The sequence below is a fragment of the Pseudomonas sp. 5.2 genome (genome assembly GCF_059025405.1).
The window spans coordinates 65,355-90,659 of the sequence record NZ_JBYBHH010000019.1; the positions used below are offsets into that span (position 1 = coordinate 65,355).

22 protein-coding genes and 1 tRNA gene are annotated in these 25,305 nt (G+C 63.6%); 9 read left to right on the forward strand and 14 right to left on the reverse strand.

What is annotated here, in order from left to right; genetic code table 11:
- The first annotated feature begins 6 nt into the window (after positions 1-6).
- From AC5PZ0_RS24025 to AC5PZ0_RS24045, 5 genes are all read left to right on the forward strand, one after another.
- Complete coding sequence (locus AC5PZ0_RS24025) at positions 7-582, forward strand: DUF2796 domain-containing protein (RefSeq protein WP_265969303.1); 576 nt, start codon at positions 7-9, stop codon at positions 580-582.
- Complete coding sequence (locus AC5PZ0_RS24030) at positions 583-1,293, forward strand: ATP-binding cassette domain-containing protein (protein ID WP_493855870.1); 711 nt, start codon at positions 583-585, stop codon at positions 1,291-1,293.
- Positions 1,293-2,558 (forward strand): ABC transporter permease, encoded by a 1,266-nt coding sequence (locus tag AC5PZ0_RS24035; RefSeq protein ID WP_493855871.1) that lies wholly within the window; start codon positions 1,293-1,295, stop codon positions 2,556-2,558. Before AC5PZ0_RS24030 ends, AC5PZ0_RS24035 begins: the two co-directional genes overlap by 1 nt.
- 93 nt (positions 2,559-2,651) lie before the next feature.
- Positions 2,652-3,164, forward strand: coding sequence for a DUF3299 domain-containing protein (locus tag AC5PZ0_RS24040; protein ID WP_493855872.1), 513 nt, complete (start codon positions 2,652-2,654; stop codon positions 3,162-3,164).
- Between the two features lie 109 nt (positions 3,165-3,273).
- The gene (locus tag AC5PZ0_RS24045; protein ID WP_493855873.1) at positions 3,274-3,957 is read left to right on the forward strand and encodes an OmpW/AlkL family protein; all 684 of its coding nucleotides are present in this window, start codon (positions 3,274-3,276) and stop codon (positions 3,955-3,957) included.
- Here AC5PZ0_RS24045 and AC5PZ0_RS24050 read toward each other — a convergent pair.
- Positions 3,945-5,168: an MFS transporter gene (locus AC5PZ0_RS24050; RefSeq protein ID WP_493855874.1), complete on the reverse strand. Its 1,224-nt coding sequence runs from the start codon at positions 5,166-5,168 to the stop codon at positions 3,945-3,947. The genes AC5PZ0_RS24045 and AC5PZ0_RS24050 overlap by 13 nt on opposite strands.
- A 98-nt stretch (positions 5,169-5,266) precedes the next feature.
- Here AC5PZ0_RS24050 and AC5PZ0_RS24055 point away from each other — a divergent pair, with 98 nt between their 5' ends.
- A complete protein-coding gene (locus AC5PZ0_RS24055; RefSeq protein WP_493855875.1) occupies positions 5,267-5,710 on the forward strand; it encodes a winged helix-turn-helix transcriptional regulator in 444 nt (147 codons plus the stop codon).
- Positions 5,711-5,867: 157 nt separating this feature from the next.
- Here AC5PZ0_RS24055 and AC5PZ0_RS24060 read toward each other — a convergent pair whose 3' ends face one another.
- Positions 5,868-6,800: an NAD-dependent epimerase/dehydratase family protein gene (locus AC5PZ0_RS24060; protein WP_493855876.1), complete on the reverse strand. Its 933-nt coding sequence runs from the start codon at positions 6,798-6,800 to the stop codon at positions 5,868-5,870.
- On the reverse strand, positions 6,793-7,677 hold the full coding sequence (locus AC5PZ0_RS24065; protein WP_033694227.1) for a sugar nucleotide-binding protein: 885 nt from the start codon (positions 7,675-7,677) through the stop codon (positions 6,793-6,795). The genes AC5PZ0_RS24060 and AC5PZ0_RS24065 overlap by 8 nt, the downstream gene beginning before the upstream one ends.
- Positions 7,678-8,201: 524 nt before the next feature.
- Here AC5PZ0_RS24065 and AC5PZ0_RS24070 point away from each other — a divergent pair.
- Positions 8,202-9,047: an alpha/beta hydrolase gene (locus tag AC5PZ0_RS24070; protein WP_493855877.1), complete on the forward strand. Its 846-nt coding sequence runs from the start codon at positions 8,202-8,204 to the stop codon at positions 9,045-9,047.
- Between the two features lie 11 nt (positions 9,048-9,058).
- Here the strand turns inward: AC5PZ0_RS24070 and AC5PZ0_RS24075 are convergent, their stop codons facing one another.
- A complete protein-coding gene (locus AC5PZ0_RS24075; protein WP_027594892.1) occupies positions 9,059-9,868 on the reverse strand; it encodes a helix-turn-helix domain-containing protein in 810 nt (269 codons plus the stop codon).
- A 175-nt stretch (positions 9,869-10,043) separates the two neighbouring features.
- On the opposite strand from AC5PZ0_RS24075, the gene AC5PZ0_RS24080 reads away from it, so the two are divergent.
- Complete coding sequence (locus AC5PZ0_RS24080; protein ID WP_493855878.1) at positions 10,044-11,486, forward strand: alanine/glycine:cation symporter family protein; 1,443 nt, start codon at positions 10,044-10,046, stop codon at positions 11,484-11,486.
- 72 nt (positions 11,487-11,558) lie between these two features.
- Positions 11,559-12,548 carry an asparaginase gene (locus AC5PZ0_RS24085; protein ID WP_099428205.1) on the forward strand — a complete coding sequence of 330 codons (990 nt, stop codon included), beginning with the start codon at positions 11,559-11,561 and terminating at the stop codon, positions 12,546-12,548.
- A gap of 125 nt (positions 12,549-12,673) precedes the next feature.
- On the opposite strand, the gene AC5PZ0_RS24090 is transcribed toward AC5PZ0_RS24085, so the two are convergent.
- From AC5PZ0_RS24090 to AC5PZ0_RS24135, 10 genes are all read right to left on the reverse strand, one after another.
- Positions 12,674-12,769 (reverse strand) — tRNA-Sec (locus AC5PZ0_RS24090).
- A 6-nt stretch (positions 12,770-12,775) separates the two neighbouring features.
- Positions 12,776-14,698, reverse strand: coding sequence for a selenocysteine-specific translation elongation factor (selB, locus tag AC5PZ0_RS24095; protein WP_493855879.1), 1,923 nt, complete (start codon positions 14,696-14,698; stop codon positions 12,776-12,778).
- Positions 14,695-16,122 (reverse strand): L-seryl-tRNA(Sec) selenium transferase, encoded by a 1,428-nt coding sequence (gene selA, locus AC5PZ0_RS24100; RefSeq protein ID WP_454242592.1) that lies wholly within the window; start codon positions 16,120-16,122, stop codon positions 14,695-14,697. Before selA ends, selB begins: the two co-directional genes overlap by 4 nt.
- Before the next feature lie 155 nt (positions 16,123-16,277).
- A complete protein-coding gene (gene fdhE / locus AC5PZ0_RS24105) occupies positions 16,278-17,204 on the reverse strand; it encodes a formate dehydrogenase accessory protein FdhE (protein ID WP_493855880.1) in 927 nt (308 codons plus the stop codon).
- Between the two features lie 4 nt (positions 17,205-17,208).
- Positions 17,209-17,865 carry a formate dehydrogenase subunit gamma gene (locus AC5PZ0_RS24110; protein ID WP_099428202.1) on the reverse strand — a complete coding sequence of 219 codons (657 nt, stop codon included), beginning with the start codon at positions 17,863-17,865 and terminating at the stop codon, positions 17,209-17,211.
- Positions 17,862-18,812 (reverse strand): formate dehydrogenase subunit beta, encoded by a 951-nt coding sequence (fdxH, locus tag AC5PZ0_RS24115; protein WP_493855881.1) that lies wholly within the window; start codon positions 18,810-18,812, stop codon positions 17,862-17,864. Before fdxH ends, AC5PZ0_RS24110 begins: the two co-directional genes overlap by 4 nt.
- The gene (gene fdnG / locus AC5PZ0_RS24120) at positions 18,812-21,880 is read right to left on the reverse strand and encodes a formate dehydrogenase-N subunit alpha (protein WP_155951438.1); all 3,069 of its coding nucleotides are present in this window, start codon (positions 21,878-21,880) and stop codon (positions 18,812-18,814) included. Before fdnG ends, fdxH begins: the two co-directional genes overlap by 1 nt.
- Before the next feature lie 452 nt (positions 21,881-22,332).
- The gene (locus AC5PZ0_RS24125) at positions 22,333-23,106 is read right to left on the reverse strand and encodes an SDR family NAD(P)-dependent oxidoreductase (RefSeq protein WP_027594882.1); all 774 of its coding nucleotides are present in this window, start codon (positions 23,104-23,106) and stop codon (positions 22,333-22,335) included.
- 22 nt (positions 23,107-23,128) lie between these two features.
- Complete coding sequence (locus AC5PZ0_RS24130; RefSeq protein ID WP_099452748.1) at positions 23,129-23,914, reverse strand: sulfite exporter TauE/SafE family protein; 786 nt, start codon at positions 23,912-23,914, stop codon at positions 23,129-23,131.
- Between the two features lie 31 nt (positions 23,915-23,945).
- Positions 23,946-24,971, reverse strand: a complete 1,026-nt coding sequence (locus AC5PZ0_RS24135; RefSeq protein WP_099452747.1) for a TauD/TfdA family dioxygenase — start codon at positions 24,969-24,971, stop codon at positions 23,946-23,948.
- Between the last annotated feature and the right edge of the window lie 334 nt (positions 24,972-25,305).

The window sequence follows — 25,305 nt, forward strand, 5'->3', positions numbered from 1 at the left end:
TCTTCCATGCGTCGCCTGCTGCTCGCCCTGCCCTTCGCTCTGCTGCCCCTCGCCATGGCCCATGCCCACGATGACCATGACCATGATCACGCCCATGGCACCCTCGGCGCCCATGAGCATGGCGTGGCCAAGCTCAACGCCGTGCTCGATGGCAACACCCTGGAGCTGGAACTGGACAGCCCGGCGATGAACCTGGTCGGTTTCGAGCACGCTGCCAATAGCGATGCCGACAAAGCCAAGGTCGCCGCCGTACGCCAGCAGCTCGAGCAACCCTTGCAGCTGTTCGGCCTGGCAGCAGCCGCTGGGTGCAAGGACGATGCACAGGAGCTGGAAAGCCCGCTGTTCGGCGATGCCCCGAAAGCCGACGATGATGGCGACGAGCATGAGCACGGCCATGAGCACAGCGACATTGGTGCGCATTACCAACTGACCTGCGCCAACCCGGACAGCCTCACCCAGATCGACCTTGCCCCGCTGTTCAAGGCCTTCCCGGCTACCCAGAAGATCAACGTGCAACTGATCGGCCCTAAAGGTCAGAAAGGCGTTGAAGCGACACCCGCCAAGGCCGCGGTCGCGTTCTGAATGGGCCAGCCGCTGATCGAACTGCATGACCTGATCTTTGCCTGGCCTGGCCAACCGGCCCTGCTGGATATTCCCGCCTTCCAGCTGGAGGCCGGCGAGGCGTTGTTTCTCAAAGGCCCCAGCGGCAGCGGCAAGACCACGCTGCTGGGCCTGCTGGGCGGCGTGAACCTGCCTGGCCAGGGCCGCATTCGCCTGCTCGGCCACGACCTCAGTGGCCTCGGCCAAGGCGCGCGCGATCGCTTCCGGGTCGACCACACCGGTTACATCTTCCAGCAGTTCAACTTGCTGCCGTTTCTGTCGGTGCGCGAGAACGTCGAGCTGCCTTGCCGCTTTTCGCGCAGCCGCGCCACCCGCGCGGCCCAGCGCCATGGCAGTGTCGACAAGGCCGCCGCCACGCTGCTCGCCCACCTGGGCCTGGGCGACCCCGCCCTGCTTGCCCGGCGCGCCGACAGCCTGTCGATCGGCCAGCAGCAACGGGTAGCCGCTGCACGAGCACTGATCGGCCAACCGGAATTGGTGATCGCCGACGAACCGACCTCGGCCCTCGATGCCGACACCCGCGAAGCCTTCATCCGCCTGTTGTTCGACGAGTGCCGGGCAGCCGGCGCCAGCCTGTTGTTCGTCAGCCATGACCAGAGCCTGGCATCGCTGTTCGACCGTCACCTTTCACTGGCCGAACTCAACCGCGCCGCCAAGCCCCGGGAGGCCTGATGTACCTGCTTCGTCTTGCCCTGGCCAGCCTGGCCAACCGCCGTTTCACCGCCTTCCTCACCGCGTTCGCCATTGCCTTGTCGGTGTGCCTGCTGCTGGCCGTAGAGCGCGTGCGCACCGAAGCCCGCGCCAGCTTCGCCAGCACCATCAGCGGTACCGACCTGATCGTCGGCGCCCGCTCAGGCTCGGTGAACCTGCTGCTGTATTCGGTGTTTCGTATCGGCAACGCCACTAACAACATCCGCTGGGACAGCTACCAGCATTACGCCCAGGACCCACGGGTGAAGTGGGCGATCCCTATTTCGCTGGGCGACTCGCACCGCGGCTATCGCGTGATGGGCACCACCGGCGACTACTTCAGCCACTACCAATATGGCCGCAGGCAGCACCTGGAGCTGAGCCAGGGCCGCGCCTTCGCCGACGACCCGTTCGAAGTGGTGCTCGGCGCCGAAGTGGCCGACGCCTTGCACTACACACTGGGCGACAAGCTGGTACTGGCGCATGGCGTCGCGGCGATCAGCCTGGTCAAGCATGACGACAAGCCGTTCACCGTGGTCGGCGTGCTCAAGCGTACGGGCACCCCGGTCGACCGCACCCTGCATATCAGCCTGGGTGGCATGGAGGCGATCCATATCGATTGGCACAACGGCGTGCCCGCCCGCGGTGCCGGGCGCATCAATGCCGACCAGGCACGTACCATGGACCTGCAACCTGCCGCCATCACCGCGTTCATGCTTGGCCTCAACAGCAAGATCGCCACCTTCAGCCTGCAACGGGAAATCAACGAGTACCGCAACGAACCCTTGCTAGCGATCTTGCCCGGTGTGGCCCTGCAGGAGCTCTGGAGCCTGATGGGCACCGCCGAGCAGGCGCTGTTCGTGGTTTCGCTGTTCGTGGTGCTGACCGGGTTGATCGGTATGCTGACGGCGATTCTCACCAGCCTCAACGAGCGCCGGCGGGAGATGGCGATCTTGCGCTCGGTCGGTGCCCGGCCCTGGCATATCGCCGGGTTGCTGATACTGGAGGCGCTGTCGCTGGCCGTGGTGGGGATTGTCGCCGGGCTAGGCTTGCTGTACGCCGGCATCGCCCTGGCGCAGGGCTATGTGCAGGCCAACTATGGGTTGTTCCTGCCGCTGGCCCTGCCGAGTGCCCATGAATGGACGCTGCTGGCTATTATCCTCGGGGCTGCACTGCTGATGGGCAGCGTGCCGGCCTGGCGTGCCTATCGGCAGTCGCTGGCCGATGGCTTGTCGATCCACCTCTGAGAGCCTGCAATGATCAAAAACCTCATCCCCCTCTTCGCGGGCAAACCTTGTGGAGTACCTGTGGGAGCGGGCTTGCCCGCGAAGAGGCCAGCATTGCAGACACTGCTGGTCCTGCTTCTGACCGTGGCGATGCCATTGTGGGCCGCTGAGCCCCGCGAACTGGACTGGCCCGCCCTCATTCCAGAAGGCGCCCCTGTCATCCCGCCGCAACTGGCCCCGCTGCACGACCTGTCACAGCTGAGCGACGCTCTGGCCGCCGAATCGGCGCCCGCCGCCCGCCAGCAGGCGCCGGATGCCCCGGTGGTGAAAAGCCTGGATGGCCAGCAGATCAAGCTGCCCGGCTACATCGTGCCGCTGGAGGTCAGCGAAGAAGGCCGCACCACCGAATTTCTCTTGGTGCCCTACTACGGCGCTTGCATCCACGTGCCGCCACCACCCTCGAACCAGATCGTGCACATCTTCAGCGAGATGGGCGTGCGCGTCGAAGACCTGTATCAGCCCTACTGGATCGAGGGAAAGCTGCAGGTGAGCGCCTCCAGCAGTGAACTGGCCGACGCCGGATACCAGATGGAAGCCGAGAAAATATACGCTTATGAGCTGAAGTGAGAACTGTTTCGAATTCGTTCCGACGCTTCTTTGAGCTGGGTCAAACTTTCGGTTTAGACGCATCCGTACCATTGGACTACTCAATTACTAATGTCCTCTGGGAGCTTCCATGAACAAGTCCTTGCTCGGCGCCTCGCTTGTGGCCCTTGCGCTCGCCGCCCCTGCCGCCCACGCCTATCAGGCAGGCGATATGATCCTGCGCGCCGGTGCCATCACTACCGCACCGAACGAAAGCAGCGGCGACCTCAAGTTCGACGGCAACAAGGTGTCGGGCACCAAGGCAACCCTGGACAGCGACACCCAGCTGGGCCTGACCTTTGCCTACATGCTCACCGACCACATCGGCCTGGAGCTGCTGGCGGCCACCCCGTTCAAGCACACCGTGGGCGTCAAGGGTCTGGGCGGCGGCCTGGACGGCAAGCTGGCCGACATCAAGCAACTGCCACCGACCCTGTCGCTGCAGTACTACCCGATGGAGCCGAACTCCCGCTTCCAGCCGTATGCCGGCGTGGGCATCAACTACACCCTGTTCTTCGATGAAGACCTGAGCAGCGCGCGTAAAGACCAAGGCTTCAGCAACCTGAAGCTGCAGGATTCGGTCGGCATCGCTGGCCAACTGGGCATGGACTACATGCTCACCGACAACCTGCTGGTCAACGCCTCGGTCTGGTACGTCGACATCGACACCAAGGCCAGCGTCAACGGCCCGACCGCGCTGGGCTACAGCAAGACCAAGGTCGACGTCGACGTCGACCCGTGGGTTTACATGGTTGGCCTTGGCTACAAGTTCTGATCCCTGGCAGGGAGGGCGGCCATTGCCGCGCTCCCTGTTCTCGCCCCCAGCCAGCAACCCAAGGCTGTCGCACTGATCCCTGCCCCCAGCACGCACACCGCCGCCCACCCCCATCGGGCATAGACCCAGGTCGCCAGCACCGCGCCCAATCCGCTACCTAGTGAATAGCAACACATGTAGGCGCCAATCAGGCGGCTCGCCTGTGCGCTGCGCCCGGCCAGCAACAGGCTCTGATTGGTGACATGCACGGCCTGCACCGCAAAATCGAGCAACACCACCCCCACTAGAAACGCCAGCAGCGAATGCTCGACGAACGCCGTCGGCAGCCACGACACCGTCAGTACCGCCAGGGCGAACCCGGTGGTGCGCTCGCCGCGGCCTTGATCGGCCAACCGGCCGGCCCGGGAAGCAGCAACCGCGCCCGCCACGCCGGCCAGGCCAATCAGGCCGATCTGGGTATGGCTGAGCGCCAAGGGCGAAGCGCTCAGCGGCAGCACCATCGCGCTCCACAGCACGCTGAAGGCGGCAAAGATCAACAGGCCGTATAACCCGCGTCGGCGCAGGGCAGGGTCTTCCTTGAACAAGGCCCACAGCGAGCCCGTCAATGCCAGGTAACCGAGGCGCTGCGCCGCCGGCCGGGCACCCGGCATGCCGCGCCAGAGCAGGCAGGCCATCAGCATCAGTACCCCAGCGGCGGCAAAATAGACGACACGCCAGCCCGCCATGTCGGCGACGAAGCCAGACACCAGCCGCGCCAGCAGAATACCCAGCACCACCCCGCTGGTGACCGTGCCCACCGCCTGCCCCTGCTGTGCGGGGGTGGCCAGGGTGGCGGCATGCGCCACCATCACCTGCACCATGACGGCCATCAACCCAACCAGCGCCAGCGCCATCAGCAGCACCGCCCAGTCCCAGGCCATGCCTACCGCCATCAGGGCCAGGGCCGAGACCCACAACTGGCCGACGATCAGGCGCTTGCGGTCGATCAGGTCGCCTAGCGGCACGATCAGTAGCAAGCCCAGCGCATAACCGGCCTGGGTGGCGCCGACCACCCAGCCTATGCGCTGCTGCCCTACCCCCAAGCCCCGTGCCATGGACTCGAGCAAGGGCTGGGCGATGTACACCGTGGCCACTGCAATACCGCAGGTGAGGGCCAGTAACAGGGTCATCGCGCGGGTCAGGCGGGGTTGTGTAGCGTTCGGGTTGTGCATGGCGTATCCCTTCAATCTGGTTTCAAATTAAAACCACATATGGATTTCTAGCAAATGTGGTTTTAATCTGCAACCAGAGCCCTTGAGAGAGCCGCACGATGCTCGACGAAAAGAACGGACAATGCCCGGTAGCCCGGGCCCTTGAAGTATTGGGTGATCGCTGGGCGCTGATGATCCTGCGCGACGCCTTCGATGGCTTGCGCCGCTTCAGTGAGTTTCAGAAGAACCTCGGGCTGGCCAAGAACATCCTGGCCTCGAGGCTCAAGTTACTGGTGGAGAGTGGGCTGTTGGCGTTGCAGCCGGCATCGGATGGCAGTGCCTACAAAGAGTATGTGCTGACCGAAAAAGGGCGTTCGGTGTTTCCGTTGGTGATCGCCTTGCGCCAGTGGGGGGAGCAGTTCTTGTTCGAGGCGGGAGAAACGCGATCGGCGTTGCTGGACCGCGCCACAGGGGAAACGGTCGAGACCCTGCAAGTGCGCGCTCGGGATGGGCGGGTGTTGGGGCCTGATGATTGCCAGCGCACGGTGGTGCAGCACGGTTGAGCCCGGCGCCACGTGGCTGGCAAGCCAAGACTCCTGTAGGAGCAGCCTTGTGCTGCGAAGAGGCCGGTGGCAGCAGTGAAAATCTACTGTGTTGCCACCGGCCTCTTCGCAGCGCAAGGCTGCTCCTACAGGACGGCGTGCGTTGCCGAGCCTGCGGTCAGGGCTTGCCGAGCAAGCGGGACAAGCCGTCGACCAATGGCGTTGGCGCCGGGAAATCGAAGCGTGTCAGCAAGCGCTGGTTATCCGCCCGCGAATGGCGAATGTCGCCCGAGCGGGCTGGGCCATAGCTGATCGCTGGCAAGCTGCCGATTACCTTTTCCAGGGCCGTCAACAGCTGGTTGAGCGAAGTCGCCTGGTTCAGGCCGATGTTCACCGCGCCCTCCTCGACCTGCTGCTGCTCCAGCGCCTGGATCATCACGTGCACCAGGTCCCCTACATAAAGGAAATCCCGGGTCTGCTCACCATCCCCGAACACCGTGATCGGCAGCCCTTGGGTGGCACGCTCGCTGAAGATGCTGATCACGCCCGAATACGGCGAGGAAGGGTCCTGGCGCGGGCCGAAGATATTGAAGAAGCGGAACACCACCGGCTCCAGACCATGCTGGCGGCGGTAGAAATCCAGGTACTGCTCACTGGCCAGCTTATCCACAGCGTAAGGGGTCAACGGCGCTTTCGGTGTTTCTTCAGCAATCGACTCGCCTTCGCCGTTGTTGCCATACACCGCAGCACTGGAGGCGAACAGCACCCGACGCACGCCGTGCAGGCGCATGGCTTCGCAGACATTCAGGGTGCCGATGAAATTGCTCTGGTGAGTCTTTACCGGATCCTCGACCGAAGCCTGCACCGACGCCACGGCCGCCAGGTGCACCACCGCAGCGCAACCAGCGGCCGCACGGCTGACCAGCCCAGCATCGGCGACATCGCCTTCGATCAGTTCCAACCGTGGGTGGGTAATCTGCAGGTTATCCCGCTTGCCAGTGGACAGGTCGTCGAGAATGCGTACGGCGTAACCTTTGGCCAACAGCGCATCGCACAGGTGAGAGCCGATGAAGCCGGCACCGCCGGTGATCAGGATGGGGGCATCAGCCATGGCGGTAGAAACGGTCCAGTAGGGGCGGCAGGCCGGCGCGCCAGGCGCGGGGCTTGATACCGAAGGTGTGAAGGATTTTCTTGCAGGCCAGCACGGCGTGCTGGGGCTCTTCGCTGGCGTCCGGCCGCGCGGCATGGGCCTGTGGCGTGGGCGCCTGCACCGCCAGCTGACGGTACTGGCCAGCCTCGGTCAAAATCGCCTGCCCCAGCGCCAGTGGCGTGGTCGCTTCGTTGCCGGCGTAATGGTAGGTGCCCCACAGCGGCGCGCTGCAATCGAGCTGCTTGAGCACCGACAGGATCACCCGGGCAGCGTCATCGACCGGCGTCGGGTTGCCGCGGCGGTCATCTGCCAGCAGCAATTCCTGGGGTTGTTCGGCGCGGGTCAGGAAACGGCCCAGTGCACCGTCGACGCTTTCATCGAGCAGCCAGCCAAAGCGCAGCAGCACATGTTGCGGGCACGCCGCCCGCACGCTCTGCTCGATGCGCCACAGGGCCTGGCCACGCAGGCCGAGCGGCACCGGCTCGTCTTTCTCGCTGTAGGCCGTGGCCCGCGACCCGTCGAAAACCCGGTAGCTCGAAGGCTGCACCAAGGTGATCTGGTGGTGCTGGCACAACTCTGCCAGCCGCTCCACCGCCCGCTCTTGCTGAGCCAGGCGTTGTTCGCTGACCGACTCGGCCTGGAACCAGTCGAAGTAATAGGCCAGGTTGACCAAGGCATTGGGGCGGTGATCGTCGAGCAGCTGAGTGAGGCTGGCCGGGTCCCAGCCGTTCTCCGGCGGGCGCGGTGCCAGGAATGCAATGTCCTCTTCAGCCCCGAGACGAATCAGCGCTTGCCCGAGGGCATTGCCACCACCCAACAGCATTAGGCGCATACGCATAGAGTCAGCAGATCCGGAGAGGTTGATTGAGGGAAAGGGGTCATTTTGCGGTTTCCGGGCGGGGAAGTCCAACCCAGGGCCTAGTGAATACCATCGACAGTGTTGATTTCAAATTTTCGCCACCACCCGCTTGGATGGCCCAATTGCAGCCACGTTTTGCCGACAGGTGCTTGCCTTGGGTTTTGAGGTGGTGCGCAAATCGAGCGCCGCCCGCGCGGCGCTTCGCAGCACAAGGCTGCTCCTACATCTGTTTCCGGCCAGTAACGCCTGTACCTACGCACGCGACCGCCTTGTTTGTTCCACACGATATTGAGGTGGGCGCCAAAAGGGCCGCGCGCCTCTGTCTCAGGATTCATTGGCCCGAAACAAATGTAGGAGCAGCCTTGTGCTGCGAAGCGCCGCGCGGGCGGCGCTCGATCTCATAGGCTTAAAAAAAGCCATGAGCCAGCGCACACGGCAAAAACAGCAACTAGCCTAATCTGCGTTGCGTAATACCAATCATCGGCTCTTTAAAAGAGGGCAGCATGCACGTACAAACGGACACAAATCACCGATTGAAATGGCAGTTCAACGAACCCGCACCTGGCAAAGAAGTAATCATCGAAGAAGTGTTCGGAAACTACCAACAGCAAGCCCGATTGCTGGTGCCTGATCTTGAGCAATCACCCCCGGTGTTTGTCATCGGGGGCGCGCGCTCGGACTTCACTCGGCTCAACCCGCTGCTCTATCGCCTGCAAGCCGCAGGTATCGGATCGCTAACTGGAAACCTGTCAGGGCACAGTCTCGCCAGCGAGCCAGGTGCAGATTCGCCTTCACTAGCGACCAATCTCGAAGAGGCGCGACGTTTTTTCCGACATATCGCTAATGACTGCCGAACGCTGATAGGCCATAGCCTAGGGGCTGCAATTACGCTGAAACTCGCAGCGCAGTTACCGCAAGTGAACAGGCTTGTATTGATCTGCCCAGCTGTTTATCCAGACCTCGCTCAACAGGCGCCATTCGGCCCGACCTTTACAGCAGCCATCAGCAGGCCCTACGGCTTTCTGGACTGCGACAGCTACGCCTTCCTCAGTCGGTCTCGGGGCAGAGTACTGATGGTGATTGGCGAGTATGACGGGCTCAACTCACAGCGATTCGGCAAAGGGCCCGGCACCAGTGCTGGCAACCTGTGGGTTGCCGGCACCGAGCGCTACAGCCCAATTCCTGAAGAAGTCACTCACGCGCTGATGCAGTCAGTTTCACCGGAGCGTTTGCAATGCCTGTTTCTTACGGACTGCGACCATGGCATCGCCGCCCACCTGCGCAGTACCCCGGCAATCGCGGATCAAGTTGCGGACGCGGTGCAAACGTTCATCCTCGACGATGTGTGACGCGTTGCCCCTCACTCGATTTCGAATAGCCCATTACTCAACGGCCCCACACTCAACCGCTCGCGCACGTCGTCATCGATACGCGGGTCATCCGGCCGGTACAGCTTGACCTGGCGATAGGCATTGATGCGGTTGATCTCTTCGCCCAGGTACTCCCACACCACTCGGGTGCAGGCCGGGTTGCGTCGGTCGCCGCTGGAAACGCCGGTCTTCAGGCCGTTCAGGCGGGTGATGCGGCTCTTGAAGCTGGGGATGAGGATGGTCTGGCTCATCTCGTTAAGGGTCAACGACTCGTAGTCGATCAGGAACATCCGGTCCTGCAACTGGAACGCCGCGCCCAAGTAGCGGCAACGCACCTCGGCATGCAGGTCGGTGGCACTGCTGCGCTCCTGACGCTCCTGGCGCTCGAACAGGAAGCGGCCGCGCTCTTCACGCAGGTGCACCAGCGATAGCAGGATCGACCCCGGTACCGACATGCAGTTGGAGTACTCGAAGTAATAGCCGCAGTAGCGCGACAGGTTGCCCGCGTGCTCGTGCAAGGGGCGGAACAACTCGCTGATCGGGTCGCTTGGCTGTTCCGCCACCGCCGACACACGGGCGCCGATCAGCCGAGCGAACTGCTCGGGCGGCTGGTTTAGCTCGTAATCCTCGACACCGAAGAAATCGCCGATGCGTTTGAGGTTGAAAGCCGTCGGACGGCTCTGGCCGCTGAGGTACTTGTTGAACTGCGCGCGGTTGATCGACAGCTGTCGGCAAACTTCCGAGATAGAGCGGTAGTGGCTGCAGGCCAGTTTGAGGTTGGTAGCGAAATGATCGCTCATGTTCAGAATCCAGGTGACGCGAATGGCGCAAGTTTAGCATCAAGTCGCATCAAGTCAGAGCAACCCGCGAAATTGTAACCACTCTTGTCATAGCCAAACATGCGCCCCAACGATAGCGGTGCGCCTGCCGTCCGCTGGTCATTCCACACGAAGAATAAGAATCGAGGTCATTTTAATGCTCGAAGTACTCAACGATTTCCTTTCAGGGAAACTCCTCATCGTGTTGATCGTCGGTCTCGGCGGTTACTTCACCATCCGCTCGCGGTTCGTCCAGTTCCGCCATTTTGCGCACATGTTCGGTGTGTTCAAGGAATCGCTGCGTGGCCAGGCAGGCCAGCTGAGCTCCTTCCAGGCCCTGATGCTGAGCCTCGCCGGCCGCGTTGGCGCCGGTAACATCGCCGGTGTTGGCATTGCCGTGACCCTCGGCGGCCCAGGCGCGGTCTTCTGGATGTGGGTCACCGCGCTGGTGGGCATGTCCAGCAGCTTCTTCGAATGCACGCTGGCCCAGGTCTACAAACGCGCAGACGGTGACGGCCTGTACCGTGGTGGCCCGGCCTACTACATCCAGCACGGCCTGAAGCGCAAGAACATGGCCATCGTTTTCTCGATCCTGCTGCTGGTCACCTACGGCTTCGCCTTCATTGGCCTGCAGTCGTACACCGTGACCCACTCGCTGCAGAACGCCTTTGCCTTCGATCCTAAGCACACCGGTATCGTCCTGGCCGTGCTGCTGGCCATCACCTTCCTCGGTGGCATCAAGCGCATCGCCGCCGTGTCTGACCTGTTGGTACCGGTCAAGACGCTGGCCTACATCGGCGTGACGCTGTACGTGATCGGCACCCAGATCGAGCACGTGCCAGCCATGCTGGAAACCATCTTCAAGAGCGCCTTCGGCCTCGACCCTGCGTTCGGCGGCCTGCTGGGCAGTGCCATCGTCATGGGCGTGAAGCGTGGCGTATTCGCGAACGAAGCGGGCCTGGGCAGTGCGCCCAACGTCGCTGCCGTGGCGGCCGTGAAGCACCCGGGCGCGCAAGGCGTGGTCCAGGCGTTCAGCGTATTCCTCGACACCTTCGTGATCTGTACCTGCACCGCGCTGCTGATCCTGCTGTCGGGCTTCTACACCCCAGGCTTCGAAGGTGACGGCATCGTCCTGACCCAAAACTCGCTGGCCGCCGTGGTCGGTGACTGGGGGCGCCTGTTCGTCAGCGTCGCGCTGTCGCTGTTCGTCTTCACCTGCATCCTCTACAACTACTACTTGGGCGAAAACAGCCTGCAGTTCCTGACCCGCAACCGTGCCGTGCTGATGCTGTTCCGCGGCCTGGTGCTGGCGCTGGTGGTGTGGGGTTCGATGCAGGACCTGTCGACCGTGTTCGCCTTCGCCGACATCACCATGACCTGCCTGGCCTTCGTCAACCTGATCGCCCTGGCCCTGCTGTTCAAGGTCGGCCTGCGGGTGATGCGCGACTACGATGATCAGCGCAAGGCTGGCATCAAGCAGCCAGTGTTCGATTCGGCCAAGTTTGCCGACCTGGACCTGGACCGCAATGCCTGGCCTTCCAATACGCAGGCCGAAACAGCCGCTGACAAAGCCGTGGGCCAAGCCCAGCTTCAGCGCTGATATCCTGCCCTGCCCAGCCGCCCCACCTGCGGGCGGCTTTTCTTTCTCCGCTTACCGCCTCGGATGATCTCCATGCGCGCAGTAAAGAATCTTCTCGTCCTCTACACCGGCGGCACCATCGGCATGCTCGAAACCCCAGAAGGCCTGGCGCCAGCGGGTGGTTTTGAGGCGCGGATGCGCGAGCATTTCGCCCAGATGGCCGATGCACCCCAGTTGCATTGGACGCTGCAGGAAATGAACCCGCTGCTCGACAGCGCCAACATGCAGCAGCACAACTGGCTGGCCATGCGCGATGCCATCGTCGAGGCGGTGGACGTTGCCGGCCATGATGCGGTGCTGGTCCTGCATGGCACCGACACCTTGGCTCACAGCGCCGCGGCGTTGTCGTTCCTGCTGCTTGGCTTGCCGGTGCCGGTGCTGTTGACCGGCTCGATGTTGCCGGCCGGTGCACCGGGCAGCGATGCCTGGGACAACCTGTGCGGCGCCCTGCGCCAGTTCGAACAAGGCCTGGAAGACGGCGTGCAGCTGTACTTCCACGGGCAGTTGCTGCACGGCTGCCGGGCCTCGAAACTGCGCAGCGAGGCCTTCGATGCCTTTGCCGCGCTGCCGCGCCATCGCGACGGTGAGCGTGCCACCACCCTGCCCGCCGAGCTTGGCTACCAGCACCCGCGCCAGCCGGTCAACCTGGCGGTGATGCCGGTGTTCCCTGGCTTGCAGGCCGGGCATCTGCGGGCAGTGCTCGACAGCGGCGTGCAAGGTTTGCTGCTGGAGTGCTACGGCAGCGGCACAGGGCCCTCGGATGACCAGGCATTGCTGGACGTACTGCAAGCGGCGCGTCAGCGGGGTGTTGTGCTGGTTGCGATCAGCCAGTGCCCGGAAGGGTCGGTGGTGTTCGATACCTATGCGGCGGGTAACCGCCTGCGTGGCGCTGGCCTGGTCAGTGGCGGCGGCATGACCCGTGAGGCAGCGCTGGGCAAACTGTTTGCGCTGCTGGGGGCTGGGTTGGGTGCAGAAGCTGCTGAGCAGTGGTTTGCGCTGGATCTGTGTGGAGAGCGGGCTTAAGCGTCGCGCTTTCGGGCCTCTTCGCGGGTAAACCCGCTCCTACAGGTACTGCTCACGTCTCAAGAACTGTAAAGCCCCTGTGGGAGCGGGTTTACCCGCGAAGAGGCCCTAAAGGGAGACGTTAATGGCGGAAGGCAGCGGGAGTCGAACCTGCCCGGGAACGGCTGCCGTCCCCAACCGGGTTTGAAGCCCGGCCGCGCCACCGGGCGCGATTGCCTTCCTTGAACTCAGTGCCTGGCCTGCTGCTGGGCCAGGGCGCTGTCGGCGCGGATGTAACGCTGGTCGGCCACCCGGCGGGTCAGGCCGATGCGGTCGAAATACTCAAGAATCTGCACACTGCGCTTGCGACCGATGCCCAACATATCGCGAAACGCAGCCACCTGCACTACCGGCGCTTCACTCACCTGGCCAAGCAGCAGCGCGGCCATGCGCTGTACCGTCGCTGCCGGGTAGAACAGGTCCCGCACCACCTGGTGCACCAGGCCCAGCCTGGCCAGCTTGCGCATCAGCAAGCGCACATCCGTTTCGGCGCAGCCCAATTCACTGGCCAGCGTCCGCACCCACGGCGGGTCGTACTGCCCTTCCAGCAAGCGGGGTTCCAACCGCGCCCATAGCGCGTTATCGGCCTCACTCAATTGCACCTTGTGATCGGGCAGGTGCAACCACGGGCCGCTGCTGGCAACCTGCCCCTCATCAAGCAATTCATCCAGCAGGCTGACAAACGCCGGACGCTCCAGCGGCAAGGCAGCAAAGCGCCGTAAACGGTCGCGGTCCGGGCCGAGCTGGTCGGGCTCCTGCTGATGAAACAGTGCCAGTTGCTCCAGCACCTGCTGCTTCAACACCCCCCACGTCGCACGGGCAAATAGCAGCGGCCCCTGGCGCGTGGCAATCACCAGAACATTCGCGGGCAACTGCCAGCTCGCACGCAGGCGGTTGAACTGCCGCTCCAGCCGCTGTGGGTCGAGCCCTGCGGGCGCGGCATCCAGCAAGGCGGGTAACGCTTGCTCCAGGCCCTCGGCATCACGCAGCACCTGCAACTGGCGCAGCCGCGCCTCGCTGCGACGCTGCCGACTGGGCGCAAACGGGTCAAGCACCCACCCGCCCCCCAGCGTGCGCTGGGCGCGCTGGTCGCGCAGCACCAGCCGGTCGCCATGCACGGCCTGCAGCGGCGCGTTGAGTAGCAACTGGGCAAACATGCGCTGGCCGGCCAGCAGTGCCTCACCTTCGAGCAGCGCCACGCGGGCGGTCACATCCTGAGTGCCGAGGTGGACGTGCACAGCGCTGAAGTGCTCGAACGGGCGGGTTTCTCCCGCCAGCAACGTCAGCTCGATATCGATCCGAACGCTGGGTGCGTGCAGCCATTCGGGCACCAGCCAGTCACCCCGGTGCACCTGTTCGACGGCCAACCGTTCGGCAGCGATGTTCAGCGCCACCCGCTGGCCCGCTTCGGCCATCAGCGCGGCCTGGCTCTGGGCATGCAGGCCGCGCACCCGCACGGGTTTGCCAGCCTTGCCCAACAACAGGGTGTCGCCCGCACTGACCTGGCCGGCCAATGCCGTGCCGGTGACCACCACGCCGGCGCCAGACACCGCGAAGGCGCGGTCGATGGCCAGGCGAAAACCGCCGCGCACACTGCGCTGCCGCACCCGCCCTTGCGCCTGCAGCAGTGCCTGGCGCAATGCCTCCACACCCTCGCCCGTGATGCTCGACAGGGCAAACTGCGAGGCCCCCACATACGGCCCCGGCGCCAGCAGCGCGGCGATCTGCGCGTGCACTTCGGCCAGGCGAGCCGGCGCTACCCGGTCGCATTTGCTGACCGCCACTAACGCCTGAGGAATGCCCAGCAACTCGATGATCGCCAAGTGCTCGCGGGTTTGCGGCATGACGCCGTCGTCCGCAGCCACCACCAGCAACACCAGGTCGATGCCGTGCGCCCCTGCCAGCATGTTGTGGATAAAGCGCTCATGGCCCGGCACATCGATGAAGCCCGTCAGTGGCGCACCTTCGGCCAGTGCGGCATAGCGATAGCCGAGGTCGATGGTCATGCCGCGCTCGCGTTCTTCCTGACGGTGGTCGCCAGCCTGCCCGGTCAAGGCCTGCAGCAGCGCCGTCTTGCCGTGGTCGATATGGCCAGCGGTACCGACGATCACTGCACCGGCCCCAGTTGCAGGGCAGGCAGCTGCGCCAGCCACTGGGCTTCATCGTCCAACTGGCGCAGGTCGAGCCACAGCGCATCGTCGTCGATACGCCCCAGCACCGGCACCGGTAACTCGCGCAAGGCGCGCTCCAGCACATGCAGGCTGCGCCCGCGCAGCTTCTTCGACACCTGCGGGCGCAGGCACAGCGCGGCGCTGGGCAGGCGCGCCACCGGCTGGCTGCCGCTGCCGATCATGCCCAGTGCCGGCTCCACACTGACCGCCCATTGCCCATCGAGGCGGGCTTTGAGTTCGGGCGCCAGGCGCTCGGCCTGGGCCTGGATCTCGGCCTGGCTGCGGGTCAGCAGGCGCAGGCTGGGCAGGCGCTCGGCCAGCCGGTCCGGGTTGCGGTACAGCGCCAGCACCGCTTCAAGGGCGGCGAGGGTGATCTTGTCGACGCGCAGCGCACGTTTGAGGGGGTTCTTCTTGATCTTGGCGATCAGGTCCTTGCGCCCGACGATGATCCCGGCTTGTGGCCCGCCAAGCAGCTTGTCGCCGCTGAAGGTGACGATATCGGCGCCATCTGCCAGTGCCTGGCGCACGGTCGGTTCGGCGGGCAGGCCCCAGCGGGTAAGGTCAAGCAAACTGCCGCTGCCCAGGTCTTCGAGCAGCGGCAGTTCATGGTGATGGGCAATGCGCGCCAGCTCGGCGGTAGGCACCTGGGTCGTGAAGCCCTGGATGCTGTAGTTGCTGCAGTGCACGCGCATCAGCAGGCCGGTGCGCGGGCCGATGGCGGCCTCGTAGTCGCGCGCATGGGTGCGGTTGGTGGTCCCGATCTCGTGCAGCCGTACGCCTGCACGGGCCATGATGTCGGGGATACGAAAGGCCCCGCCGATCTCGATCAGCTCGCCTCGGGAGATGATGCCCTCCTTGCGCGCCCCCAGGCTGTTCAGCGCCAACAGCACCGCTGCGGCATTGTTGTTGACCACGGTAACGGCTTCGGCACCGGTCAATTCGCGGATCAGGCCTTCGATCAGGTCGTCACGGTCGCCGCGCTTGCCGGTGGCCAGGTCGAACTCCAGGTTGAGCGGGTAACGGGCGGCGGTCTGCATGGCGTCGATGGCCTCTTCCGGCAACAGGGCGCGGCCGAGGTTGGTGTGCAGCACGGTGCCGGTGAGGTTGAACACCCGGCGGACCTGGCTGCGTTGCTGGGTAGCCAGGCGCTCGCCAGTGCGGCCGAGCAGTACCTCTGCGGCCAACTCGGCAGCGCTGAGTTGGCCCAGATGGGCGGGCTCGCGCAGGTCATCGAGCAGTTGGCGCAGGGTGGCGAGTACAGCGTCGCGGCCGTGGCGGTCGATCAGCGGGAGGCAGGCCTGGTGACGCAGGAGGGTGTCGATGGAAGGCAGGCGTGGGGTGTCGTTGGCGAGGCTTGAAGACATCAGGTACTACCTTCAGCTGATCCGTTGTCTGTTCTGGCCCTTTCGCGGGGCAAGCCCGCTCCCACAGAGAACTTGCTGGTTCCGAATACAGCGAAGTACCTGTGGGAGCGGGCTTGCCCCGCGAAGGGCGCGACTCGATCTTGCAGTGTAGACACTCACCCGCCGCCCGGCGCCAGCAGCAGGTTTGGCGCCAGGCGATGAAACCCTTCCTCATCCAGCCGGATATCCAGCGCCAGGCTGGCCAGGTCATCAGCCAGCGGCTCGGCAGCGGCATCGTTCTCCAGATAATGCTGCTTCAGGTAGGTGTTGCACCCCGGGCAACACTCGGCCTGCAACGGTGCCTTGCCCGGCGCATGGCGATCATCCTCCAAGCTGGTATAGCGCAGGTCCTTGCTCGACTCGCAGTACACACACTTGACCCGCACCACATGCCACTCGCAGGCACACAACGAGCAGGCCAGGTAACGCAGGCCGTTATGCTTGCCACGGTTACGCACCACACCGGCCAACGCCGGCGACCCGCAGGCCGGGCACTGGGCCAGGCTGCCAGCCGGCTTGAGTTCGCAAGCCGGCAGCGCCAGCAGCCAATAGGACCAGGCGGCTTGCAGCGCCGCGCCCAGAAACGGCACAAACGCGGCCGGCACGGCATCGAACTGCCCTGCCAGCAACGCGATGCCCCAGCCCTTGCGCCGGCCGTCGTCACTGTTGCGCAGTGCCTGCAGCGCTTCAGCCAACGGCCCCGTGGCCACTTCACCGAACTGATCGAGCAACGCCTGCAGCCAGACCAGCCACGGCCCTTCGCGCACCAGGCTGTCGGCTGCCAGCGGCGGCAGCCCATGACTTATGCACAGGCGCTGGCGGTCTTCGGCCACAGGCAAAGCACCAGGCGGGTTATCCACAAGCCACTGCTGGATGTGGCACAGCCGCGCGATCAGCCACAGGTAATCGCCAAGGGCATTATCTTCAGCGAGTAGCTCCAGCCGCTCGGCACGCAGGGCGAACAAGCCCTTGGGTGGCAGGTGCAAAAAGGGTGGCGCCACCGCCGAGGCCTCGATCTGCCCGGGTACGAGTATCGTACTCATGTACTCATCCTTCTTTACGTCCGTGATCACCCGGGGGCTTGTCGCCGGTCACCTCGCGGTACCACAGCTCATGATGTTTGCGGGCCCAGGCGCGGCTGACCCAGCCATGCAGCATGGCGCCAATGGAGCCCTTGATCCAGATACCGGCGTAGATGTGCACAATGATGCTAAGGATGAGCACAAAACCCGCCAGCGCATGCAGCAAGGTAGCCAGGCGAATGGAGCCGATATCGAAGAAATGGCTGAAGTACGCGCGCCAGATGACCACACCGCTCAGCAACAGCACCAGCATGCACAGCAGCAGCGTCCAGAACAGCAGCTTCTGCCCGGCGTTGTACTTGCCAATGGGCGGCACGCCGTCTTCACGGTTGACCATCACCCGGTCGATGCGGCGCAGCCACAGGCGGTCGTTGGCGGTGATGAAGTTGGCGCGCCAGAAACGCACCACCAGGCCGAGGAAGAACACGAACATGGCCACGCCCATGAACGGGTGCAGGATGCGTGTCCACGGCCCACCGCCGAACAGGTGGCTTAGCCAGAACAGGGCCGGATGGAACAGCGCCAGCCCAGACAGCCCGGCCATGAAAAACAGAATGGCGACAATCCAGTGGTTGGTCCGCTCGTTGGCGTTGTAACGCAGGATAGGCTTGTTGTGGTTCATGGCCGTTGCTCCCCTTGCCCACCGGGCTGCTTCGGATCGTACACATGCACCGCAGGGTCCACCTGGTGCACGCTGTCATCAGGCGGCGTGGGGTGCTCGTCCTCTTCGACCCGCTGCGGGCCAACCCGCACATAGTGAAAGAACCCTGCCAGCACCGCCGCGCCCATGGCCAGCAGCGCCAGCGGCTTGGTGAAGCCCTTCCACAAACCTACCAGCGGGCTGATCACCGGCTGGTCCGGCAGGCCGGCGTACAGCCGAGGGGTGTCGGCATGGTGCAGCACGTACATCACGTGGGTGCCGCCGACGCCGTCCGGGTCGTACAGCCCGGCGTTGTCGTAGCCACGTGACTTGAGGTCGACGATGCGCTCGGCGGCATGCACCTTCATCTCGTCCTTGCTGCCGAAAACGATCGCCCCGGTCGGGCAGGTTTTCACGCAGGCCGGCTCCAGCCCCACGCTGACCCGGTCGGAACACAGCGTGCACTTGTATGCCTTGTGGTCCTTCTGCGATATGCGCGGGATGTTGAACGGGCAGCCGGTGATGCAGTAGCCGCAACCGATGCAGTGGTCCTGGTTGAAATCGACGATACCGTTGGCGTGCTTGATGATCGCCCCCGGGCTCGGGCAGGCTTTCAGGCAACCGGGGTCGGCGCAGTGCATGCAGCCATCCTTGCGGATCAGCCACTCCAGGTTGCCGTCGTCGCGCTCGTGCTCGGTGAAGCGCATCAGGGTCCAGGTCTCGGCCTTGAGGTCCTGGGGGTTGTCGTAGGTGCCGTGGTTGTGGCCAACCTCGTCACGCAGCTCGTTCCACTCCGAACAGGCCACCTGGCAGGCCTTGCAGCCGATGCACTTGGTGGTATCGATCAGCTTGGCGACTTCCTCCTGCTGGCGTACCGAAGGCGGTACGGTGGTGGTGGCCGAGCGGGCGATGATGTCTTGGCTGGCCATCAGAGTTTCTCCACTTTGACGAGGAACGACTTGGACTCCGGCGTCTGGGTGTTGCCATCACCCAGGAACGGCACCAGGGTGTTGGTGAGGTAGCCGTGCCGGGTTGCCCCGGTGAAGCCCCAGTGCAACGGGATGCCGATCTGGTGCACGGTCTGGTTGTTGACCTGCAGCGGGCGAATCCGCTTGGTCACCACCGCCACCGCGTCGATATGCCCGCGCTTGCTAGACACCCGCACCCGGTCACCTGCCTTGATGCCCTTCTCGTTCGCCAGCACCTCGCCGATCTCGACGAACTGCTCGGGCTGGGCGATCGCGTTGAGCCGGCAATGCTTGCTCCAGAAGTGGAAGTGCTCGGTCAGCCGGTAGGTGGTCGCCGCGTAAGGGAATTCATCATGGGTGCCGAGGCTGTCCCACACCGAATCGAAGATGCGCCCGGCCGGGTTGCTGGTGGCCTTCTTGTTCTGCGGGTGCAGCGGGTTGATGCCGATCGGCGTTTCGAACGGCTCGTAGTGCTCGGGGAACGGGCCTTCGGCCATCTTGTCGATCGCAAAGAACCGCGCCACGCCCTCGGGGTTCATGATGAACGGGTTCATCCCGGCTTCCGGTGGCGAGTCGACCTTGAAGTCGGGCACATCGGTACCGGTCCAGGCTTTGCCGTTCCACCACACCAGGCGTTTTTTCTCTGGGTCCCATGGCTTGCCTTGCGGGTCGCTGGAGGCACGGTTGTAGAGGATGCGGCGGTTGGCCGGCCACGCCCAGGCCCAGTTCTGCACCTGGTGCATGCCGTACGGGTCGCTGTTGTCGCGGCGTGCCATCTGGTTGCCTTGCTCGGTCCAGCAGCCGGCGAAAATCCAGCAACCCGAAGCGGTACTGCCGTCGTCCTTGAGCTGGCCGAAGCCCGACAACTGTTGCCCGCCCTTGAGCACCGCGCCGGTCGGGTCGGTGACGTCGGTTACCGCCCAGCCGTTCATTTCCTTGGCCAGCTCCTCAGGGGACGGCTCTTCAGGGACCTTGTACGGCCAGCTGATGTTCATCAGCGCATCGGGGTAAGCGCCGCCCTCAGCCTGGTAGCGTTGGCGCAGGCGCAAGAACAGCTCGCTCATGATGTGCACATCGGTGCGGGTCTGGCCCGGGCCGTCGGCACCTTTCCAGTGCCATTGCAGCCAGCGGCTGCTGTTGACCAGCGAGCCGTCCTCCTCGGCAAAACAAGTGGTGGGCAGGCGGATCACTTCGGTCTGGATATTGGCCGTGTCGACGTCGTTGAACGGCCCGGCATTACGCCAGAACTCCGAGGTTTCGGTGGCCAGCGGGTCCATGATCACCAGCCACTTGAGCTTGCCTAGCGCGGCGGTGACACGGTTCTTGTCCGGCAACGCGGCAATCGGGTTGAAGCCTTGGCAGATGTAGCCGTTGACCTTGCCCTGGCCCATCATCTCGAACATGCGCAGCACGTCGTAGGCCGGCACATCGAGCTTGGGTAGCCAGTCGTAGCCCCAGTTGTTTTCCGCCGTGGCATTGGCGCCATACCAGGCCTTCATCAGGCTGACGTGGAACTTGCCGTAATTCTGCCAGTAGGACAGCTGCCCAGGGCGCAGCGGCTTGGAGGCACGCTTGTCGATGAACGCGGCGTAGTCTTGCTCGGCATCACCGGCCAGGGTCAGGTAACCCGGCAGCGAGTTGGACAGCAGGCCGAGGTCGGTCAGGCCTTGGATATTGGAGTGCCCACGCAAGGCGTTGACCCCACCACCCGGCATGCCGACGTTACCCAGCAACAGCTGCACCATCGCCGCACTGCGGATGATCTGCGCGCCGATCGAGTGCTGGGTCCAGCCCAGTGCGTAGAGAATCGTCATGGTCTTGCCCGGTACCGAGCAGGTGGCGATCTCTTCCCAGATTTTCATCATGGCGTCCTGCGGCATGCCACAGGTCATGCTGGCCAGCTCCGGGGTGTAGCGGCTGTAGTGCTGTTTCATCAGCTGGAACACGCAACGCGGGTGCTGCAAGGTCGGGTCGACATTGGCAAAGCCGTCCTCACCCAGCTCGTAGCCCCAACCGGACTTGTCGGCGTACACGCGCTTGGCCGCGTCGTAGCCGCTGAACAGCCCGTCCTCAAAGCCATAGCCTTCTTTGACGATGAACGACACGTCGGTGTAGTTGCGCACGTACTCGTGCTGGATCTTGTCGGTGCTCAGCAGGTAATTGATCAGCCCGCCCATGAAGGCGATGTCGCTGCCGGTGCGGATGGGCGCGTAGTAGTCCGCCACCGAGGCGGTACGGGTAAACCGCGGGTCGACCACAATCAGCCGCGCCTTGTTGTGCGCCTTGGCTTCGGTCACCCACTTGAAGCCGCACGGATGCGCTTCTGCTGCGTTGCCCCCCATCACCAGGACCAGATTCGCGTTGGCGATATCGGACCAGTGGTTGGTCATGGCACCACGGCCGTACGTCGGGGCAAGACTTGCCACCGTCGGGCCATGTCAGACACGTGCTTGGTTATCGAACCCCAGCATGCCTGTTGCACGAACAACCTTGTGGGTCAGGTAGCCGGCCTCGCTGGAGGCGGCTGAGGCGGCGAGAAAACCGGTGGTAAGCCAGCGGTTGACGGTTTGCCCCTGGGCGTTCTTCTCGATGAAGTTGGCATCGCGGTCCTGCTTCATCAGGTCGGCGACGCGGTCGAGCGCCTCGTCCCACTCCACCCGCACCCACTCCTTGCTGCCCGGCTTGCGCACCTCGGGGTACTGCAGGCGGCTTGGGCTGTGGATAAAGTCCAGAAGGCCCGCGCCTTTTGGGCACAGGGTGCCGCGGTTGACCGGGTGGTCGGCGTCACCTTCGATATGGATGATGTTCTGTTTGACGTTCTTGCCCGCATCACCCTGGCTGTACATGATCAGGCCGCAGCCGACTGAGCAGTAGGGGCAGGTGTTGCGGGTCTCTTTGGTGTGCGCCAGCTTGAAGTGACGCACCTGCTCGGCGAAGGCCGGCGTCGGGGCCATGCCCAACGCCGCCAGGCTCGAGCCTCCAAGGCCGACAGCGGCGACCTTGAAGAACTGCCGACGGTTGAGGTCCATCGTGCACTCCTGATCAGGTGGTGGACGCACGGAACATGGCCGGCGCCTCTTGGTAGTCACGGTGGCGGGTTTTTGATGGCCGCCGATAGGTAAGACTAGTCAAGAATCGGGAAGGTGCTATGACAGGGGGTGCTCCTCTCAACATCTTCAGCGCCTGTGAGATCGAGCGCCGCCCGCGCGGCGCTTCGCGGGGCAAGCCCGCTCCCACATCTGTTTCGGGCCAATGAGGCCTGTGGCATTTGCGCGCGACCGCCTTGTTTGTACGACGCGATATCGAGGCGGGCGCCAAGGGGCCGCGCGCCAATGCATCAGGCATAACTGGCCCGAAACAGATGTGGGAGCAGCCTTGTGCTGCGAAGCGCCGCGCGGGCGGCGCTCGATCTCATAGGCGCCGAAAATGTTGCGGCGAACGCCTTGCGCGCTTCCCTCTCACGACAAGCACAATGGGGCAATCAAGCAGCGCCCAACGGCCTGGGCAGATTACGCACCACATTCAGCGCCGCACTGCTCTGCGCCACCGGCATGATTTCGAGGGTGTTGATATTCACATGCGCGGGCTGCTCGGCGATCCACGCCACCGTAGCCGCGATATCCTCCGGCAGGATGGCTTCCACGTCGCGGTACAGCGCCTCCACCGCGTCCAGGTCGCCCTTCAGGCGCACCACCGAAAAGTCGGTGCCCGAGCACAGGCCCGGCTCGATATTGCTCACCCGCACGCGGGTACCGGCCAGGTCGGCACGCAAGTTGAGGCTGAACTGGCGCACGAATGCCTTGCTGGCGCCATACACGTTGCCGCCTGGATAGGGATAGGTGCCGGCAATCGAGCCGATGTTGATGATCATCCCGCTGTCTGCTTCCACCATCTGCGGCAGGATCTTGTGGGTGACCATGGCCAGCCCGGTGATGTTTGTATCGATCATCCGCTGCCAATTCTCGGCGCTGCTGGCCTGGGCGCGATCGACCCCAAGCGCCAGCCCGGCGTTGTTGACCAACAGATCGATTTGCAGCGAGGCATCACGAATCTGCTCGACAGCCGTTTCAAGCGACGCAGGGTCGGTGACATCCAACGCCAAGGGGATGAAGTTGACCCCCAGCTCACCCTCCAGCGCCTGCAGTTTGTCCATGCGCCGGGCGCCACCAATCACGCGGTAGCCCTTGGCAATCAACGTACGGCAGATGGCTCGGCCAAACCCCGAGGAGGCGCCGGTTACGAATGCGGTTTTCATCAGTTATCTCCGAGTAGGTAGGTCAAACCAGGTACTTCACGCCCAGGCTGGTGAACAGGCACAGCATCGAGAACACCAACACTTTGCGCACCACGTCGTTGCCTTTGCGCAAGGCCAGGGCACTGCCCATGTGGTTGCCGAGAATGTTGCAGGCCACCAGTGGCAGGGCCAGCAGGTACACAACCTTGCCGGCCATGATGAACGCCACCAGCGCGCCGATGTTGGAGGCGAAGTTGAAGGTCTTGGAGTTTGCCGAGCTGGAGACCAGGTCCATGCGCAGCAGGTAATGGAAAGCGATGATGAACATGCTGCCGGTGCCTGGGCCGAAGAAGCCGTCATAGAAGCCGATGGTCAGGCAGGTCAACGGCACCACGGTGTAGAGCGTGCGCGCAGACAGCTCGCGCTCCTCGACCGGTCGGTCTTTGGGGGTGAGGAAGATCAGGATGCCGAACGGGATCAGCGCCAGGATGATCTTGCCCACGGTCTCCTGGGAGATCGACACGATCAGGTGCGCCCCCAGATAAGCACCGAGCAACGAGAACGGCACCCCGACCAGCGCCACCTTCCAAACCATCTTGCTGTTGGCCAGAAAGTTGCGGATGGCAGCCAGCGTGCCGAGTGTGCTCACCAGTTTTTCTTGCCCGAGAGCCACCTGAGGCGGCATGCCCACTAACAGAAACCCAGGGACCAGGAACAACCCGCCGCCACCGGCAATGCTGTCGACGAAGCCTGCAATGAACGCGATCGCCCCCAGCATCAGGATCGCCAGCAGCCAGTGTTCCGCCCAGAAAGCGCCTAACAGTTCCATATCGTTACTTCCATCGAGTCGTTGAGAAAGATCAGGAGCGCACTTCGTAGAGGTGGTCCGCACGGGCGAAATGCACTCGGTTCAGGTCGTTGACCGCGAACAGGCGCAACAGCCAGCGGTCGGCACCGTCGTTCTGCGGCTCGAAGCCATCACGGGCATGCAACACACGCTGATTCTTGAAAATCATGAAGTCGCCCGGCAGCAGCAGGTGTGGCTCGTCGAAGCGGCGGGTCTCCAGCACACCGCGCAAGCTGGCCAGGGCTTGCTCAGCACGCAGGTTCAGGCCGTGGGTGTTCTCGCTGTCGAAACGGCACAACCACTCGCCGGCATTGCCATGAGCCAGCACGGGCAACTCGGCGGTGCATCGCCGATTGGCGGTAAACGAGTCGGGGCGGCGGATTTCGAACTGTGGCAGGCAAAGCTCACGCACGGTGGCCGACGGCAGCGCCGCCACAACCGCATCGAGGTTGACCAGCGTTGTGCTGATGCGCGGGTCGCAGCGCATGCCAAAGAACGACAGGTATTCCGGGCAGCAGGAGGCCGTGCCGAGTGGTTCGGATGACAGCGGCAGGTCGGGGTTGTCGACGTGGTAGGAAAAACGCAGCCGCGAACCGTGGGAGCTCTTGTGGCTGGATGAAGTGCGTGCCGGAATGACATGGCGGAACAGCCGGCCGTCGTTCTCCCCCTCATAAACGATCGGGTTGATGCCCATCAGGCTCTGCATGGTCAGGCTGACCAGGCAGGCAATCGGCGTGCTGCGCGGGCTGAGCACACCCGAGTACGGCGTAGGAGGTACGTCACGGTCGCGTGGGCAATTGCGCACGATCATGCTGGTCAGTTGCGGGTCTTCGACGAAACCACGAATCTGCTGGCACAGTGCGTTGCCCAGCACCTCCTGCGCCTGATCCTTGAGCTGAGGGTAGAGCTCTTTGCTGGTTTCAAAATCGAGGGGGGTATTGTTCAGCAAGGTTTGCCAGGCACTTGAGGTTACCCAAGGCAGGCGGATCTCCAGTGAAGTCTGAGGCTCGGCTCCTTGTTGCAGGTGTGCGCTTTCCATTTCGAGTGATATTCCATTGAGCTAGCTTGAGGCCATTCGGTGTCGTGCTTAGCCGGGCAGAGGCGGCAGACGTTGTCTTTTTTTGAAGCCGTTCACAGCTGTGCGATGAGATAAGTGGAGCCAGGGCGGCACCCCGCAAATTGCATCGACTCAATCATTGTAATTACAAAAATAGAATCGACTCAATTTATTTCAGCATGCCGTGAGAACATCGATTGCATCGATTCAATCAAGTTATTGATTTCAAAAGATTTCTGGAAAAACCACTGAATTCCCTGAAGCAGTTCGCCGAGCGCTGCCGAAGCTGAAGGACCTTCAGTCGCTCATCTGGCCG

Bases quoted from the DNA above. Each gene is read 5' to 3' on its own strand.
- AC5PZ0_RS24060 (WP_493855876.1), bottom strand. From the start codon at position 6,800: ATGGCTGATGCCCCCATCCTGATCACCGGCGGTGCCGGCTTCATCGGC.
- AC5PZ0_RS24045 (WP_493855873.1), top strand. From the start codon at position 3,274: ATGAACAAGTCCTTGCTCGGCGCCTCGCTTGTGGCCCTTGCGCTCGCC.
- AC5PZ0_RS24110 (WP_099428202.1), bottom strand. From the start codon at position 17,865: ATGAACCACAACAAGCCTATCCTGCGTTACAACGCCAACGAGCGGACC.
- AC5PZ0_RS24080 (WP_493855878.1), top strand. From the start codon at position 10,044: ATGCTCGAAGTACTCAACGATTTCCTTTCAGGGAAACTCCTCATCGTG.
- AC5PZ0_RS24075 (WP_027594892.1), bottom strand. From the start codon at position 9,868: ATGAGCGATCATTTCGCTACCAACCTCAAACTGGCCTGCAGCCACTAC.
- AC5PZ0_RS24030 (WP_493855870.1), top strand. From the start codon at position 583: ATGGGCCAGCCGCTGATCGAACTGCATGACCTGATCTTTGCCTGGCCT.
- AC5PZ0_RS24070 (WP_493855877.1), top strand. From the start codon at position 8,202: ATGCACGTACAAACGGACACAAATCACCGATTGAAATGGCAGTTCAAC.
- AC5PZ0_RS24085 (WP_099428205.1), top strand. From the start codon at position 11,559: ATGCGCGCAGTAAAGAATCTTCTCGTCCTCTACACCGGCGGCACCATC.
- AC5PZ0_RS24065 (WP_033694227.1), bottom strand. From the start codon at position 7,677: ATGCGTATGCGCCTAATGCTGTTGGGTGGTGGCAATGCCCTCGGGCAA.
- AC5PZ0_RS24125 (WP_027594882.1), bottom strand. From the start codon at position 23,106: ATGAAAACCGCATTCGTAACCGGCGCCTCCTCGGGGTTTGGCCGAGCC.
- AC5PZ0_RS24035 (WP_493855871.1), top strand. From the start codon at position 1,293: ATGTACCTGCTTCGTCTTGCCCTGGCCAGCCTGGCCAACCGCCGTTTC.
- fdxH (WP_493855881.1), bottom strand. From the start codon at position 18,812: ATGGCCAGCCAAGACATCATCGCCCGCTCGGCCACCACCACCGTACCG.
- AC5PZ0_RS24050 (WP_493855874.1), bottom strand. From the start codon at position 5,168: ATGCACAACCCGAACGCTACACAACCCCGCCTGACCCGCGCGATGACC.
- AC5PZ0_RS24055 (WP_493855875.1), top strand. From the start codon at position 5,267: ATGCTCGACGAAAAGAACGGACAATGCCCGGTAGCCCGGGCCCTTGAA.
- AC5PZ0_RS24130 (WP_099452748.1), bottom strand. From the start codon at position 23,914: ATGGAACTGTTAGGCGCTTTCTGGGCGGAACACTGGCTGCTGGCGATC.
- AC5PZ0_RS24135 (WP_099452747.1), bottom strand. From the start codon at position 24,971: ATGGAAAGCGCACACCTGCAACAAGGAGCCGAGCCTCAGACTTCACTG.
- selA (WP_454242592.1), bottom strand. From the start codon at position 16,122: ATGTCTTCAAGCCTCGCCAACGACACCCCACGCCTGCCTTCCATCGAC.
- AC5PZ0_RS24025 (WP_265969303.1), top strand. From the start codon at position 7: ATGCGTCGCCTGCTGCTCGCCCTGCCCTTCGCTCTGCTGCCCCTCGCC.
- fdhE (WP_493855880.1), bottom strand. From the start codon at position 17,204: ATGAGTACGATACTCGTACCCGGGCAGATCGAGGCCTCGGCGGTGGCG.